The sequence below is a fragment of the Cupriavidus sp. UGS-1 genome (assembly GCF_021213615.1).
Taxonomy (GTDB): domain Bacteria; phylum Pseudomonadota; class Gammaproteobacteria; order Burkholderiales; family Burkholderiaceae; genus Cupriavidus.
On the sequence record NZ_JAJQJF010000016.1, the window covers coordinates 73715 to 88517 of the forward strand.

The following is a 14803-nucleotide window of genomic DNA, read 5'->3' on the forward strand; positions in this document are numbered from 1 at the left end:
GGAAACCGCGCGTGGTGCGCGGCTGGGATGCGGAAAGGGGAAAAAAGAAAGCGCGAACTGGCGCGCTTGCCCTGAGGGACTGGCGGCAGTGTAAACAAAAAAACGGCCGGGCATCGCCCAGCCGTTTCTTGCACGCTGCCCGGCAAGCGGGCAGAAGTCATGCCGTGCCCGCGTACGCGGGGACGACGCGAGCGCGCTTACTGCTGCTCGCCGCCCGTCGGCTCGGCCGGCGCCGCCGGCGCTTCGGCGTTGGCCAGCGGAGCGATCGAACCGCCCTCCTCGGCCATCGCCGCCTTAAGCGACAGACGCAGGCGGCCCTTCTCGTCGGCCTGGATCAGCTTGACGCGGACCTGCTGGCCTTCCTTCAGCCAGTCCTTGATGTCCTTGACGCGCTCGTTGACGATCTCCGAGATATGCAGCAGACCGTCCTTGCCCGGCAGGATGTTGACGATGGCGCCAAAGTCCAGCAGCTTCAGCACGGTGCCGTTGTAGATCTTGCCCACTTCGGCTTCCGCGGTGATGCCCTCGATGCGGCGCTTGGCCTCGGCCATGCCCTCGGTCGAGGTCGACGCGATCGTGATCGTGCCGTCTTCCTGGATGTCGATGGTCGTGCCGGTTTCCTTGGTCAGCGCCTGGATCGTCGAGCCGCCCTTGCCGATCACCTCGCGGATCTTGTCCGGATGGATCTTCATCGTGATCATGCGCGGCGCGTGTTCCGACAGCTCGGTGCGCGCATGGCCCATCGCCTCCTGCATCTTCGACAGGATATGCAGGCGGCCTTCCTTGGCCTGCGCCAGCGCGACCTGCATGATTTCCTTGGTGATGCCCTGGACCTTGATGTCCATCTGCAGCGCGGTGATGCCGTTGTCGGTACCCGCGACCTTGAAGTCCATGTCGCCGAGGTGGTCCTCGTCGCCCAGGATGTCGGTCAGCACGGCGAACTTGTTGCCTTCCAGGATCAGGCCCATGGCCACGCCGGCCACGTGCGCCTTGACCGGAACGCCGGCGTCCATCAGCGCCAGGCAGCCGCCGCAGACCGAAGCCATCGACGACGAGCCGTTCGACTCGGTGATTTCCGACACCAGGCGGATCGTGTAGGCGAACTCGTCCTCGGCCGGCAGCACCGGAATCAGCGCGCGCTTGGCCAGGCGGCCGTGGCCGATCTCGCGGCGCTTGGGCGAACCCACGCGGCCGGTCTCGCCGGTCGCGAACGGGGGCATGTTGTAGTGGAGCATGAAACGATCGCGGTATTCGCCGGCCAGCGCGTCGATGATCTGCTCGTCGCTCTTGGTGCCCAGCGTGGCCACCACCAGCGCCTGCGTCTCGCCGCGGGTGAACAGCGCCGAGCCGTGCGCGCGCGGCAGCACCGACGAGCGGATCTCGATCGGGCGCACGGTGCGGGTGTCGCGGCCGTCGATGCGCGGCTCGCCGGCCAGCACCTGACCACGGACGATCTTCGCTTCCAGATCGAACAGGATGTTGCCGACCTCGACCTTGTCGAACTCGACGCCGGCCTCGGCCAGACGGGCCTCCACCGCGGCGTAGGCTTCCTTGACCTTCTGCGAGCGGGCCGACTTCTGGCGGATCTGATAGGCCTCCTGCAGCAGCGGCGAGCCGACCTCGGCCACCTTGGCGATCAGCGCCTCGTTCTTCGGCGCCGGGGCCCAGTTCCACTCGGGCTTGCCGCCTTCGCGCACCAGCTCGTGGATCGCGTTGATCGCGACCTGCATCTGCTCGTGGCCGTAGACCACGGCGCCCAGCATCACCTCTTCGGACAGCTGGTTGGCTTCCGATTCGACCATCAGCACGGCACGCTCGGTGCCGGCGACCACCAGGTCCAGCTCGGAGCTGGCCAGCTGGCTGCGGGTCGGGTTCAGCAGGTACTGGCCGTTCTGGTAGCCGACGCGCGCGGCGCCGACCGGGCCGTTGAACGGAATGCCCGAGACCGCCAGCGCGGCCGAGGCACCGATCAGCGCCGGGATATCGGCCGGCACTTCGGGGTTCAGCGACACGACGTGGACGACCACCTGCACGTCGTTATAGAAGCCTTCCGGAAACAGCGGACGCAGCGGACGGTCGATCAGGCGCGAGGTCAGCGTCTCGTTCTCCGACGGACGGCCCTCGCGCTTGAAGAAGCCGCCCGGGATCTTGCCGGCGGCATAGGTCTTCTCGATGTAGTCGACCGTCAGCGGGAAGAAATCCTGGCCCGGCTTGGGCTGCTTGGCGGCCACCACGGTGGCGAGCACCACGGTGTCCTCGACATCGACGAGCACCGCGCCGCCGGCCTGGCGGGCGATTTCGCCGGTTTCCATGCGGACCGTATGCTGGCCCCACTGGAATTGCTTGACGACCTTGTTGAACATGGACATGAGCGTTCCCCTTTGTGCTTGCACGGCGACGGGCCGGAAGCCCGCCGGCGTGCCGGCGCCCGCGTGATGCAGCCGCGGGCATTGCTGCCGGATCGCTGTCAGGCGCGGTCGCAGGGAAGTGCTATGCCATTCCAGCGCGTCACCGCGGTCGCCGCAGCGATCAAGGCCAAACGATCGCTGCCGATATCCGATGAGGCGCTGGAATGACACAAAGCCCTGGTTCCTTGCCGGACTCCGGTGTCATGAATGAAAAGAACGATTCAACTTACTCCGTTGCACATCGTGGTGCAACGGCAACGGTGTCCGGCCTGGCCGGCCACCCGCGGCGCAATCGGATTGCCGGCATTCGCCGGCACGGCCGATCGGCCGCGCAAAAACAAAATGCCTGCATCAGCAGTGCTGACGCAGGCATCCTGGCGTCACGCCGGGGCGTGCGGTGCGAGGACCGACATTGCCGACCATGCCGGCATCGGCATCGCCATCCTCGTCCCTTCCCCGATCCGAGCAGCCTGGCGCAATTTACTTGCGCAGACCCAGCTTCTCGATCAGCGCGCGATAACGATCGGCGTCGTTCGACTTCAGGTAGTCCAGCAGGCGGCGACGACGGCTCACCATGCGCAGCAGACCGCGGCGGCTGTGGTGATCCTTCATGTTGGCCTTGAAGTGCGGGGTCAGTTCGTTGATGCGCGAGGTCAGCAGAGCGACCTGGACTTCGGGGCTGCCGGTGTCGTTGGCGCCACGGGCGAACTGCTTGATGACTTCGGACTTGTTGATATCGGCTACGGACATGATGTTTCCTTTCACTTGCGAACGTTGCAGCGCCAGGGCCGCGAACGTCGTGCGGGAGAAAAATGCGGCTTGCGCCGCACACTGCCTTGCCGCCGGGCGCGCCCGCGTTACCGCGAGTGCCGCCTGAACGACAGCCGCGCATTATAGCGCAACTGGAGTTGCCGGGCAAAAGCGGCCGGGCGGCGCCTTGCCGGGGCTAGGGACGCTCCATCTTGCAGGTCGTGGCCCGCGTGGTATGGGCCGACTTCAGCCGCTTGACCGTGCGGAAGCCGTATCCGGAGCCCTCGTTGTCGAAGCGCACTTCGCCGCCCTGCCGCTCCATCATCGACACATAGAGCGGCTGCAGCACCTGGTGGTCATCCGCGCGCACGGTGGCGTCGTGGAAGTCGTTGACGTAACGCATGCCCTCCAGCGCCCGCGCGACCTTGACCGCATCGGTGGAACCGGCCTGCTCGATCGCCCTCGCCAGCATCTCGATCATCATCTGCATGCGCAGATGCACGTAGTCGTCCTTCGGCTCGGGATAGCGGCTGCGGAAGGCCTGGTAGAAGGCATCGGAGGCGGCGCCACCGACGTTCGGGTGCCATTCGGCCACCGCCAGCACGCGGCCCACGCCGGCATCGCCCATCGCGGCCGGGGCGCCGAGGCCATTGCCGTAGAAGGTATAGAACTTGGCGCCCAGGCCGCCCTCGCGCGCCGCCTTGACCATCAGCGTCAGGTCGTTGCCCCAGTTGCCGGTGATCACCGCGTCCGCGCCGCTGGCCTTGATCTTCGCGATATACGGCGCGAAGTCCTTGATCTTGCCGATCGGGTGGAATTCGTCGCCGACGATCTTCACGTCGGGCCGCTTGGCCGCCAGCATGTCGCGCGCGAGCCGCGAGACCTGATGGCCGAAGCTGTAGTCCTGCGCGATCAGGTAGACGCGGCGCACGCTGGCGTCGGCGCGAATCACCTCGGTCAGCGCCTCCATCCGCATGTCGGCGCCGGCGTCGAAGCGGAAATGCCAGAAGCTGCAGTTCTCGTTGGTCAGCGCCGGATCGACCGCGGAATAGTTCAGGAACAGCACGCGCGCCTCGGGCTGGCGCGCGTTGTGCCGGTTCACCGCGCCGACCAGCGCCGCGGCGACCGCCGAGCTGTTCCCCTGCAGCACGAACGGGATGCGCCGGTCCACCAGCGCACGGAACTGGATCAGGCTCTCGTCGACATTGCCCTTGCTGTCGAAGGTGACCAGCTCCAGCGGGCGCTGCCCTTCGGCGGTGCGGACGCCGCCGCGCGCGTTGACCCGGTCGATCGCGAGCCGCAGGTTGCGCACCACCGCTTCGCCGGCATTGGCGAACGGACCCGACAGTCCGTCGATCATGCCGAGCCGGATCGGCTCCTGCGCCGACGCAACGCCCGCCGCGAGGGCCAACAGGCAAGCCCCGAGCCACCCCTTCACAACCATCGATCGATCTCCGCGAAAGCGCTGCATGGTAAGCCAGCGCTCACCGCCTTGCAATCGCGCCGGCGGTGCGATGCGGCGCCTGCGGCGCTACACTGCGGCTATTTCGTGGCAATGAAGGACCGAGGTTCGCAATGAAAGCACTGAAGAGCATTGGCCGCTGGTTGGCGCTCGGCACCGCCGGCGTGCTGTTGACGGCCTGCGTCATCCTGCAGCCGGTACAGGAGGCGCAGAAGCTGATCGGCGCGCCGGAAAGCACGGTGCGCGCGACCTTCGGCGAGCCGACCGACATCTTCCGGCTCGACGACGGCACCGTGCGCTGGATCTATTCGAAGCAGCCACTGGGGCGTCAGGCCTATGCGGCCGACTTCGATACCAGCGGCAAGCTGACGCGCTTCCGCCAGATGTTGACCACCACCGAGCTGTACAAGGCGCGGATCGGCACCTGGACCAAGCGCGACGTCGCCGAACATTTCGGCCTGCCGCGCGAGCCGACGCAGTACTTCCCGCTGATGCGCCGCGATGTCTGGTCGTACCGCTTCCTGCACGAAGAAAACTGGCCGTCGCTGTTCCACTTCTATTTCGACGATGCCGGCGTGCTGCGGCAGACCCAGATCACGCCCGACCCGCTGGCCGATCCGCGGGAAACGATCCGCTAGGCATCGCGCCCTTAATGCCGCCCATGCCGCCCTGCTGGCGACGTGGGCAGTGACGTCAGCCGGCTGCGCGAGCACCCCGGCATGCCCCTGGCCGGCTCCAGTTCCATCGCACTGTCCTGGATTGCCGGCGGCTCGCCACCGTGCTCGCGCACGATGTCGAGCACCCAGGCATCAGCCCGCCGGGCCTTGACCCTGGCCTGCGCGCAATCCCATATCGTCTGTCCGGCCCGGTTGCGTCGCTCGGCAAAACGCGGGCCCGCGCCTCCTGCATTGTCCGAGTCCGTCTTTGCCGCCTGCCGCAGGAAGCGCAGCACCGATGCCTTGTCGCCATGGAGTACGGCAAGGTGGACCGGGGTATTCCCGTCGTAGTCCGAGGCGAAGATGCGCGGGGTGGTCTCTCCCCCTTCTGCCGCCCCCGGTCGCGCGTTGGCGACACCGGCCCCGCGGCATTCGAGCGCCTCGATCGCGATCTTCATGAACAGCGAATCGAGCACCGGGCCGGTGGCAAGCCTCGGGTCGCACGCGACATGGTGCAGCACGGTTCTGGCGTCATTGTCGAAGCGCTCCAACGCCTTTTCGTCGTATCGCAGGAATTGCATGACGCCCTCGGGCGTGGCAATCCGGCCGCGAAAGTTGTCCTGAACGTCGGCCGGATTCTGCCGGTCGAGCCCGCGCATCAGGTTCGAGCGGCCGGCCTCGATCGATTCGCGCCGCGCCTTGACCTGATCCGCTGGCAGCAGGCAGCGGAGCTCCTGCAGCAACTGCCGTTCGTCCCGCCACTCCCGTCGCCCCTGGCGCCCCAGACAGCGAAGCCAGTTCCACAGGGCCTTCAACGCGGGCCAGCGCGACTCGCTGACCGTCGTCCACGCCGCCTTGCCGTGCCGATCCACGACGACGGTGAAGCGCCTGGAGCAGGCGCGCCCACGCGCTTGCAGCAGGCCACCCGCGGCGACGTGTTCCAGCGCCGCATTCCGGCCGACGGTGTGATACGGATGCAAACGGTCCAGATCGACAGCGCTGACCAGGCCCAGGCGCAATTGCCCCGCCAGGCTGTCGGTCAGCACCTTTTCTTCGCGACGATTTCGTCGCGGCGTGGAACGCTGATTGGAAAGACACTGCAGACGGGGGGCGGCGTACTGCCTGTCCCAGTTGAAGCGATAACAGCGATCGCCAATGATCAATGGCGCCCCCAGAGCGATGCGCTGCTTGTCGGTTTCCCCGAGGGTCTTGACCCGTTCTACATCCAACACCGTGCATGGCATGGCGAATTCACTGACTGCCAACGACATCGACATTCCTTAACGAAGGGTCACAAACCAGCCACCAAACCGCCAAACCCGTGTCCATGCGTCTGGGGCAAATCGTGGTCGCGATGATCGTCGAGTCCTTGCCGGCCTGCTTCCAGCTTTAATGGCCACATTGCGTTTTGCGGCATGTCAGGCGGCCAGGCCACTGCCAGGCGCCAACAAAAAACGCCGGTGGTCCGTGAGTCGAATCTCACGAACCACCGGCGCTGTGCTTGCGTCGGCTGGCTGCATCCGCCGGCGAGATTGACCGGCGGGTCCTTCTGCCCCGGCGCGATCAGATCTGCGGATTGATCTTCTGCACCGCCTTGTCGTGCAGCTTGTTCAGCGCGGCCAGATAGGCCTTGGCCGAGGCCGCGACGATGTCCGGGTCCGTGCCGACGCCGTTGACGATGCGGCCGGCCTTGGACAGCCGCACCGTGACCTCGCCCTGCGCCTGCGTGCCGGTAGTGATCGCGTTGACCGAATACAGCACCAGCTCGGCGCCGCTGTTCACCTTGCCCTCGATCGCGTGCAGCGTGGCATCGACCGGGCCGTTGCCCTCGCCTTCGCCGGTGTACTCCTGGCCGTCCATGTTGAACACCACGCGTGCATGCGGCCGCTCGCCGGTTTCCGAGCGTTGCGACAGCGAGATGAAGCGATAGTGTTCGTTGGCGTCGTGGGCCTCGTCCGAGACGATGGCCATGATGTCCTCGTCGAAGATCTCGGCCTTCTGGTCGGCCAGCTCCTTGAAGCGCGCGAAGGCGGCATTGACCTCGCTCTCGCTGTCGAGCTCGATGCCCAGTTCCTGCAGGCGCTGCTTGAACGCGTTGCGGCCCGACAGCTTGCCGAGCACGATCTTGTTCGCGGTCCAGCCCACGTCTTCGGCGCGCATGATCTCGTAGGTGTCGCGCGCCTTCAGCACGCCATCCTGGTGGATGCCCGACGCGTGCGCGAACGCGTTGGCGCCGACCACGGCCTTGTTCGGCTGCACCACGAAACCGGTGATCTGCGAGACCAGCTTCGAGGCCGGCACGATCTGCGTGGTATCGACGCCCACATCGAGATTGAAGTAGTCGCGCCGCGTCTTGACCGCCATCACCACCTCTTCGAGGCTGGTGTTGCCGGCGCGCTCGCCCAGGCCGTTGATCGTGCATTCGATCTGGCGCGCGCCGCCGAGCTTGACCGCGGCCAGCGAGTTCGCCACCGCCATGCCCAGGTCGTTATGGCAGTGCACCGACCACACCGCCTTGTCCGAATTCGGAATGCGCTCACGCACCGAGCGGATCAACGCGGCATAGCCTTCGGGCACCGCATAGCCGACCGTGTCGGGCAGGTTGATCGTGGTCGCGCCCTCGTCGATCACGGCCTCGAGCACGCGGCACAGGAAGTCCATGTCGGAGCGGCTGCCGTCTTCCGGCGAGAACTCGATGTCGTCGGTGAACTGGCGCGCGAAACGCACCGCCAGGCGCGCCTGCTCGTAGACCTGGTCCGGCGTCATGCGCAGCTTCTTTTCCATATGCAGCGCCGAGGTGGCGATGAAGGTATGGATACGGAAGGAGTTGGCGGGCTTGAGCGCCTCGGCGGCGCGGGCGATGTCCTTGTCGTTGGCGCGGGCCAGCGAGCAGATGGTCGAGTCCTTGACGGTCTGGGCAATCGCGCGGATCGCCTCGAAGTCGCCGTTCGAGCTGGCGGCGAAGCCGGCCTCGATCACATCGACCTTCAGGCGCTCGAGCTGGCGCGCGATGCGGATCTTTTCCTCGCGCGTCATCGAGGCGCCGGGCGACTGCTCGCCGTCGCGCAACGTGGTATCGAAAATGATCAGTTTGTCCGACATGGAAAACGCTCCTGGGGGATAAGTGCTCGAACGGGTTTCGGCGGTTTCGGTTTCTGTTCCGGTGCCCCGCTGCCTGCCGGTCGCATCGTCGCCGATCGCTGCGGCACAATGCAAAACGCCCCGGCGTGCAGGGATGCAGGCCGGGGCGTGGATAAATCCTGTGCGACTTCGCGTGAGGCTATCGCTTCCTCAGCGCGCGCGTGTCCCGACCTGGCTGCCTAGTAGGCTACCTAGCAGGGTACGGGCGAGACGGGCTTGGCGCGAAATCATGGCAGCGAATATAGCCGAGATGGCAACGGCGCGCAACACGGGGATTTCCCCCAAGCGGCCGCGCGCCGCTCTGCCCCGCGCAACGCGGGGCCGCTGCAGGGCCTCAGGCCTGGGGCGGGATACGCAGCTTCTGGCCCGGATAGATCTTGTCCGGGTGCGACAGCATCGGCCGGTTGGCCTCGAAGATCGCGTTGTAGGCGTTGGCCTTGCCGTAGTACTTCTGCGCGATCGCCGACAGCGTGTCGCCCTTGGCCACGGTATGCCATTGCGCCGATTCCGACTCGACGTTGACCGACATCTTGTCCTCGACCTGCTCGACGCCTTCGACGTTGCCGCAGCACAGGATGATCTTCTCGCGCGTGGCCTGGTCCGGCGCGACGCCGAACACCGTGACCTTGCCCTGGGCGCCGTCGACCTGCACCGACAGCCCGGTCGCATCGAGACCCATCTTGCGGATGTAGTTTTCGATCGCTTCGCCGGCGGTGCGGTTGGCCGCCTCAGCCTGCTGCGCGGCATCGGCGGGCGCGGCCTGGGCCGGCTCGGCGGCCTTGGCTTCGCGGCCGAACAGCTTCTCGCCTGCTTCCTTGATGAAATCCAGCACGCTCATGGGATTCTCCTTGTGTCAGTGGCAAGTCGGTAGCCGATCGCGGCTACGCGGCGGGCCGCCATGCCTTCGCGGCATGACGCCTCGGCAACATACCGCGAATTGGACGGACATCACAAGCGGGGAATCGCAAGCAAACGCAAAAACAAAAAAGGCGCCGAAGCGCCTTTCCCGTTCATCAAATCGACATCCGCGGCTGCTCCGCGCGGCCCGGCGTCAGTCCGAGCCGCCCGCCTGAGAGCGCGCCACGCCGCCCTGCTCGCCATGCATCGCGCGCCAGCCCCACAGCACGTAGCCGGAAATCGCATAGCCGACGAACAGCCCGAACAGTGCCACCGGCGGATCGCTGGACACCACCACGAACAGCACCATCACCAGGATCATCACGCCGAAGGAGACGCGATGGCGCACGTCGAGCGCCTTGCCGCTGTAGAACGGCGCATTGGTGACCATCGACAGCCCGGCATACAGCGTGATCGCGAACGCCACCCACGGCATCCACAGTTCGCGCACCGGCAGCTTGTTGTCGATCGCGAGCCAGACGAAGCCGGCTACCAGCGCCGCCGCGGCCGGGCTCGGCAGGCCCTGGAAGAAGCGCTTGTCGATCACGCCGATATTGGCGTTGAAGCGCGCCAGCCGCAGGGCCGCACAGGTGCAATAGACGAAGGCCGCGATCCAGCCCCACTTGCCCAGGTCCTTCAGGATCCATTCGTACATCACCAGCGCCGGCGCGACGCCGAACGACGTCATGTCCGACAGCGAGTCGTATTGCTCGCCGAACGCGCTCTGCGTATTGGTGATGCGGGCCACGCGGCCGTCCATGCCGTCGAGTACCATCGCCGCGAAGATGGCAATGGCCGCGACATCGAAACGCATGTTCATCGCCTGCACGATGGCGAAGAAGCCGGCGAACAGCGCGGCCGTGGTGAAGGCGTTCGGCAGCAGGTAGATGCCGCGCCGGCGCGGCCGCACGTATTCGACCTCGAGCTCGTCGTCGTCCGCCGGATCGATTTCCGCGCCTCGCATCTGGTTATGCCGGAACGGCCGCAGATGGGTCACGTTGCCGCCGACCACGCGCTTGTTGCGCCGATTGAATGCACCCATGCCGAATCTCCTCGATCGCTCGTGGCTCAATCCAGCTCGGCGAGGATCGTCGACGAAGCCGAAACCTTCTCGCCGATCGTCACGCGCGGCCGGGCGTCGAGCGGCAGATAGACGTCGACGCGCGAGCCGAAGCGGATGAAGCCGTAGCGCTGGCCGCGCGCCACCGTGTCGCCGACGCGCGTGTAGCACAGGATGCGCCGCGCGATCAGGCCGGCGACCTGCACCAGCGTGACGACCTTGTCGTCGCCGGCGCGGCGGATCACCACCGCATTGCGCTCGTTCTCGGTCGAGGCCTTGTCCAGGTCGGCGTTGACGAACTGGCCGGGGAAATAGTCGATCTTCTCGACGGTGCCGTCGACCGACACGCGGTTCGAATGGACGTTGAACACGTTCATGAACACGCTGATCTTCAGCGCCTCGCGGCCGGCGTAGGGATCCTGGGTCTTCTCGACCGCGACGATGCGTCCGTCGGCCGGCGCCAGCACCGCATTGGGCTGGGTCGGAATCGGCCGCGGCGGATCGCGGAAAAACTGCAGCACGAACACCGTGATGATCCAGAGCGGCAGCGCCCACCAGAATCCCGCGCTGGCATGCACCAGCAGCGAGATGACAAAAGCGCCGGCCAGGAACGGCCAGCCTTCACGGGCGATCAGCGGATGGGGATAGTTCATGCAGGTGGGAAAGAGGTCTATGGAGGTCAGTCAAGTCTGACAAGGATAACAAAAAGCCGCCCAGCCCTCCCCCGTTTTCCCTCGGCGGACCATGGTCTGGCCATGGCGACCGCCTCCGGTCGGGACGGAAGGCTGGACGGCTGCGGGACGCGGGACCGCGCCGCCCGGCAAACCCGGCGGCGCGGCGTCCGGCACGCTTAGTTCTTCGACTGGTCGACCAGCTTGTTCTTGGCGATCCAGGGCATCATCGCGCGCAGCTTGGCACCCACTTCCTCGATCTGGTGCTCGGCGGTCAGGCGGCGGCGCGAGATCAGCGTCGGCGCGCCGGCCTTGTTCTCGAGCAGGAAGCTCTTGGCGTATTCGCCGGTCTGGATGTCCTTCAGGCACTGCTTCATGGCCTTCTTGGTCTCCTCGGTGACCACGCGCGGGCCGGTCACGTACTCGCCGTACTCGGCGTTGTTGGAGATCGAGTAGTTCATGTTGGCGATGCCGCCTTCATAGATCAGGTCGACGATCAGCTTGAGCTCGTGCAGGCACTCGAAGTAGGCCATTTCCGGCGCGTAACCGGCTTCGACCAGCGTCTCGAAGCCGGCCTTGATCAGCTCGACGGTACCGCCGCACAGCACGGCCTGCTCGCCGAACAGGTCGGTCTCGGTCTCTTCGCGGAAGTTGGTCTCGATGATGCCGGCACGGCCGCCGCCGTTCGCGGTGGCGTACGACAGCGCGATGTCGCGGGCGGCGCCCGACTTGTTCTGGTGCACCGCGATCAGGTGCGGCACGCCGCCGCCCTGGCTGTAGGTCGAACGCACGGTGTGGCCCGGGGCCTTCGGCGCGATCATGATCACGTCGAGGTCGGCGCGCGGGATCACCGCGCCGTAGTGCACGTTGAAGCCGTGGGCGAAGGCCAGCGCGGCGCCTTCCTTGATGTTGTCGTGCACTTCGTTCTTGTAGACGTCGGCGATCTGCTCGTCCGGCAGCAGGATCATGACCACGTCGGCGTCCTTGACGGCCTCGGCCACTTCCTTGACCTGCAGGCCGGCGTTGACGGCCTTGTTCCACGACGCGCCGTTCTTGCGCAGGCCGACCGTCACCTTGACGCCCGAGTCGTTCAGGTTCAGCGCGTGGGCGTGACCCTGCGAGCCGTAGCCGATGATGGTGACGTTCTTGCCCTTGATCAGGGACAGGTCGGCGTCCTTGTCGTAAAACACTTTCATGATGATTCCTTCGCTCTTTTTCCGATGTTGGGAGTCGACGACGCGCCGCGCATGGGGTTGGCGCCGGCGCGCCGCCGTCGATACTGCAATGGGGTGTGGTGGGGTTGCCGCGCGAGAGACCGGCGTCAGACCTTCAGGATGCGCTCGCCGCGGCCGATTCCCGAGCCGCCGGTACGGACGGTCTCCAGGATCGCGCTGCGGTCGATCGCATCGAGGAAGGCATCGAGCTTGCTGCCGTTGCCGGTCAGCTCGATCGTGTAGGTCTTCTCGGTGACGTCGATGACCCGGCCGCGGAAGATGTCCGCGGTGCGTTTCATCTCCTCGCGCTCCTTGCCGACGGCGCGCACCTTGACGAGCATCAGCTCGCGCTCGATGTGCGCGCCCTCGGTCAGGTCGACCACCTTGACCACCTCGACCAGCCGGTTCAGATGCTTGGTGATCTGTTCGATCACGTCATCCGAGCCGGTCGTCACGATCGTCATCCGCGACAGCGAGGCGTCCTCGGTAGGCGCCACGGTCAGCGTCTCGATGTTGTAGCCGCGCGCCGAGAACAGCCCGACCACGCGCGACAGCGCGCCCGGTTCGTTCTCCAGCAGGACCGAAATGATGTGTCGCATCACAGGTCCTCCGCGCCGAGCAGCATTTCCGAAATGCCCTTGCCCGCCTGCACCATCGGCCAGACGTTTTCCGTCGGGTCGGTCTGGAAATCCAGGAAGACGGTGCGGTCCTTCAGGCGGAAGGCTTCGCGCAGCGCCGGCTCGACGTCGGCGGTCTTTTCGATGCGCATGCCGACGTGGCCATAGGCCTCGGCCAGCTTGACGAAGTCGGGCAGCGCGTCCATGTAGGAATGCGAGTAGCGGTTGTCGTACTCGATCTCCTGCCACTGGCGCACCATGCCCAGGTAGCGGTTGTTCAGCGCGCAGATCTTGACCGGGGTGTCGTACTGCAGGCAGGTCGACAGTTCCTGGATACACATCTGGATCGAGCCCTCGCCGGTCACGGTGACGACTTCCTTGTCCGGGAACGCCTTCTTGATGCCCATCGCGTACGGCAGGCCCACGCCCATCGTGCCGAGGCCGCCGGAGTTGATCCAGCGGCGCGGCTGGTCGAACTTGTAGAACTGCGCGGCCCACATCTGGTGCTGGCCGACGTCCGAGCAGACGAAGGCATCGCCCTTGGTCAGTTCCCAGATCTTCTCGATCACGTACTGCGGCTTGATGATCTCGGAATCGCGGTCGTACTTCAGGCAGTCCACCGAGCGCCATTGCTCGATCTGCTCCCACCAGCGCGACAGCGCCTCGCGGCGCGGCTTGACGTCACTGGCCTGCAGTTGCGCGATCAGCTCCTGCAGCACGTCCTTGACGTTGCCGACGATCGGAATGTCCACCTTGACCCGCTTCGAGATCGACGAGGGGTCGATGTCGATATGGATGATCTTGCGCGGCTGCGAGGTGAAGTGCGCCGGGTTGCCGATCACGCGGTCGTCGAAGCGCGCCCCGATGGCGATCAGCACGTCGCAGTTCTGCATCGCCATGTTGGCTTCGTAGGTGCCGTGCATGCCGAGCATGCCGACGAACTGCTTGCTGGTGCCGGGGAACGCGCCCAGGCCCATCAGCGTGTTGGTGACCGGATGGCCGGTCAGCGCGGCCAGCTGGCGCAGTTCGTCGCTGGCATTGGCCAGCACCACGCCGCCGCCCGAATAGATCAGCGGCCGCTCGGCGCTCTGCAGCAGCGCCAATGCCTTGCGGATCTGGCCCGAATGCCCCTTGTTGACGGGGTTGTACGAGCGCATGTCGATCGCTTTCGGGTACTCGTAGCGGCAGGCATTGCGCGACACGTCCTTCGGGATGTCGACCACCACCGGACCGGGTCGGCCGGTCGCGGCGATATAGAAGGCCTTCTTGATGGTCGCCGCCAGATCGCGCACGTCCTTGACCAGGAAGTTGTGCTTGACCACCGGCCGCGTGATGCCGACCGTGTCGCACTCCTGGAAGGCATCCTGACCGATCGCGTGGGTCGGCACGTTGCCGGTGATCACGACCATCGGAATCGAGTCCAGATAGGCGGTGGCGATGCCGGTGACGGCATTGGTCACGCCGGGACCCGAGGTCACCAGCGCGCAGCCGACCTTGCCGGTCGCGCGCGCATAGCCGTCCGCGGCGTGGACCGCGGCCTGCTCGTGGCGCACCAGGATGTGCTCGATTTTCTTTTGCTTGTACAGCTCGTCGTAGATATACAGCACTGCGCCGCCGGGATAACCCCAGACGTATTCGACGCCTTCTTCGGCAAGTGCGTGGACGAGGATTTCCGCCCCGATCATTTCGGGTGCGGCGGATGAATTGCTGTCGGCGTGGGAGAATTCCGCGCTGGGCATGTTCATGTCAGTCCTTTGCAATTTTCGGCAAAAAATTGTTTGGATGCTCTCTGCCGGGCTTGTGGCACGGGTTCAAGCGGTGCGCGTCTGCATGGGAGACCGCCTCATAAGCGGCCAGATGAGACAACCACTGATGTCGTGAACCGTCGATGATACTGCATCGCACCAGCGCGGTCTATGACCTCGTA

The 14803-nt window shown here is 65.8% G+C and carries 12 protein-coding genes; 1 reads left to right on the top strand and 11 read right to left on the bottom strand.

What is annotated here, in order from left to right:
- Positions 1–197 precede the first annotated feature (197 nt).
- The 3 genes from pnp to LRR16_RS19075 form a co-directional block, all read right to left on the bottom strand.
- Positions 198–2369, bottom strand: coding sequence for a polyribonucleotide nucleotidyltransferase (pnp, locus tag LRR16_RS19065; RefSeq protein WP_064573098.1), 2172 nt, complete (start codon positions 2367–2369; stop codon positions 198–200).
- Positions 2370–2888: 519 nt separating this feature from the next.
- A complete protein-coding gene (rpsO, locus tag LRR16_RS19070; protein ID WP_006577035.1) occupies positions 2889–3158 on the bottom strand; it encodes a 30S ribosomal protein S15 in 270 nt (89 codons plus the stop codon).
- A 196-nt stretch (positions 3159–3354) separates the two neighbouring features.
- Complete coding sequence (locus tag LRR16_RS19075; protein WP_232206814.1) at positions 3355–4602, bottom strand: branched-chain amino acid ABC transporter substrate-binding protein; 1248 nt, start codon at positions 4600–4602, stop codon at positions 3355–3357.
- A 131-nt stretch (positions 4603–4733) separates the two neighbouring features.
- Between LRR16_RS19075 and LRR16_RS19080 the strand changes: the two genes are divergently transcribed.
- The gene (locus LRR16_RS19080) at positions 4734–5258 is read left to right on the top strand and encodes a hypothetical protein (RefSeq protein WP_006577034.1); all 525 of its coding nucleotides are present in this window, start codon (positions 4734–4736) and stop codon (positions 5256–5258) included.
- Positions 5259–5269: 11 nt separating this feature from the next.
- Here LRR16_RS19080 and LRR16_RS19085 read toward each other — a convergent pair whose 3' ends face one another.
- From LRR16_RS19085 to LRR16_RS19120, 8 genes are all read right to left on the bottom strand, one after another.
- Complete coding sequence (locus LRR16_RS19085; RefSeq protein WP_232206815.1) at positions 5270–6547, bottom strand: hypothetical protein; 1278 nt, start codon at positions 6545–6547, stop codon at positions 5270–5272.
- 292 nt (positions 6548–6839) lie between these two features.
- Positions 6840–8378: a 2-isopropylmalate synthase gene (locus LRR16_RS19090; protein ID WP_006577032.1), complete on the bottom strand. Its 1539-nt coding sequence runs from the start codon at positions 8376–8378 to the stop codon at positions 6840–6842.
- 373 nt (positions 8379–8751) lie between these two features.
- Positions 8752–9255: a peptidoglycan-binding protein LysM gene (gene lysM, locus LRR16_RS19095; RefSeq protein ID WP_006577031.1), complete on the bottom strand. Its 504-nt coding sequence runs from the start codon at positions 9253–9255 to the stop codon at positions 8752–8754.
- Positions 9256–9468: 213 nt separating this feature from the next.
- Positions 9469–10356, bottom strand: coding sequence for a CDP-diacylglycerol--serine O-phosphatidyltransferase (gene pssA / locus LRR16_RS19100; protein ID WP_232206816.1), 888 nt, complete (start codon positions 10354–10356; stop codon positions 9469–9471).
- A 26-nt stretch (positions 10357–10382) separates the two neighbouring features.
- Complete coding sequence (locus LRR16_RS19105; protein WP_006577029.1) at positions 10383–11027, bottom strand: phosphatidylserine decarboxylase; 645 nt, start codon at positions 11025–11027, stop codon at positions 10383–10385.
- 197 nt (positions 11028–11224) lie between these two features.
- The gene (gene ilvC / locus LRR16_RS19110; protein WP_255674175.1) at positions 11225–12370 is read right to left on the bottom strand and encodes a ketol-acid reductoisomerase; all 1146 of its coding nucleotides are present in this window, start codon (positions 12368–12370) and stop codon (positions 11225–11227) included.
- Positions 12367–12858, bottom strand: a complete 492-nt coding sequence (ilvN, locus tag LRR16_RS19115; protein WP_006577027.1) for an acetolactate synthase small subunit — start codon at positions 12856–12858, stop codon at positions 12367–12369. The genes ilvC and ilvN overlap by 4 nt, the downstream gene beginning before the upstream one ends.
- Positions 12858–14621 carry an acetolactate synthase 3 catalytic subunit gene (locus LRR16_RS19120; RefSeq protein ID WP_006577026.1) on the bottom strand — a complete coding sequence of 588 codons (1764 nt, stop codon included), beginning with the start codon at positions 14619–14621 and terminating at the stop codon, positions 12858–12860. Before LRR16_RS19120 ends, ilvN begins: the two co-directional genes overlap by 1 nt.
- Positions 14622–14803: the final 182 nt, after the last annotated feature.

Bases quoted from the DNA above. Each gene is read 5' to 3' on its own strand.
- pnp (WP_064573098.1), bottom strand. From the start codon at position 2,369: ATGTCCATGTTCAACAAGGTCGTCAAGCAATTCCAGTGGGGCCAGCAT.
- rpsO (WP_006577035.1), bottom strand. From the start codon at position 3,158: ATGTCCGTAGCCGATATCAACAAGTCCGAAGTCATCAAGCAGTTCGCC.
- LRR16_RS19075 (WP_232206814.1), bottom strand. From the start codon at position 4,602: ATGGTTGTGAAGGGGTGGCTCGGGGCTTGCCTGTTGGCCCTCGCGGCG.
- LRR16_RS19080 (WP_006577034.1), top strand. From the start codon at position 4,734: ATGAAAGCACTGAAGAGCATTGGCCGCTGGTTGGCGCTCGGCACCGCC.
- LRR16_RS19085 (WP_232206815.1), bottom strand. From the start codon at position 6,547: ATGTCGTTGGCAGTCAGTGAATTCGCCATGCCATGCACGGTGTTGGAT.
- LRR16_RS19090 (WP_006577032.1), bottom strand. From the start codon at position 8,378: ATGTCGGACAAACTGATCATTTTCGATACCACGTTGCGCGACGGCGAG.
- lysM (WP_006577031.1), bottom strand. From the start codon at position 9,255: ATGAGCGTGCTGGATTTCATCAAGGAAGCAGGCGAGAAGCTGTTCGGC.
- pssA (WP_232206816.1), bottom strand. From the start codon at position 10,356: ATGGGTGCATTCAATCGGCGCAACAAGCGCGTGGTCGGCGGCAACGTG.
- LRR16_RS19105 (WP_006577029.1), bottom strand. From the start codon at position 11,027: ATGAACTATCCCCATCCGCTGATCGCCCGTGAAGGCTGGCCGTTCCTG.
- ilvN (WP_006577027.1), bottom strand. From the start codon at position 12,858: ATGCGACACATCATTTCGGTCCTGCTGGAGAACGAACCGGGCGCGCTG.
- LRR16_RS19120 (WP_006577026.1), bottom strand. From the start codon at position 14,621: ATGAACATGCCCAGCGCGGAATTCTCCCACGCCGACAGCAATTCATCC.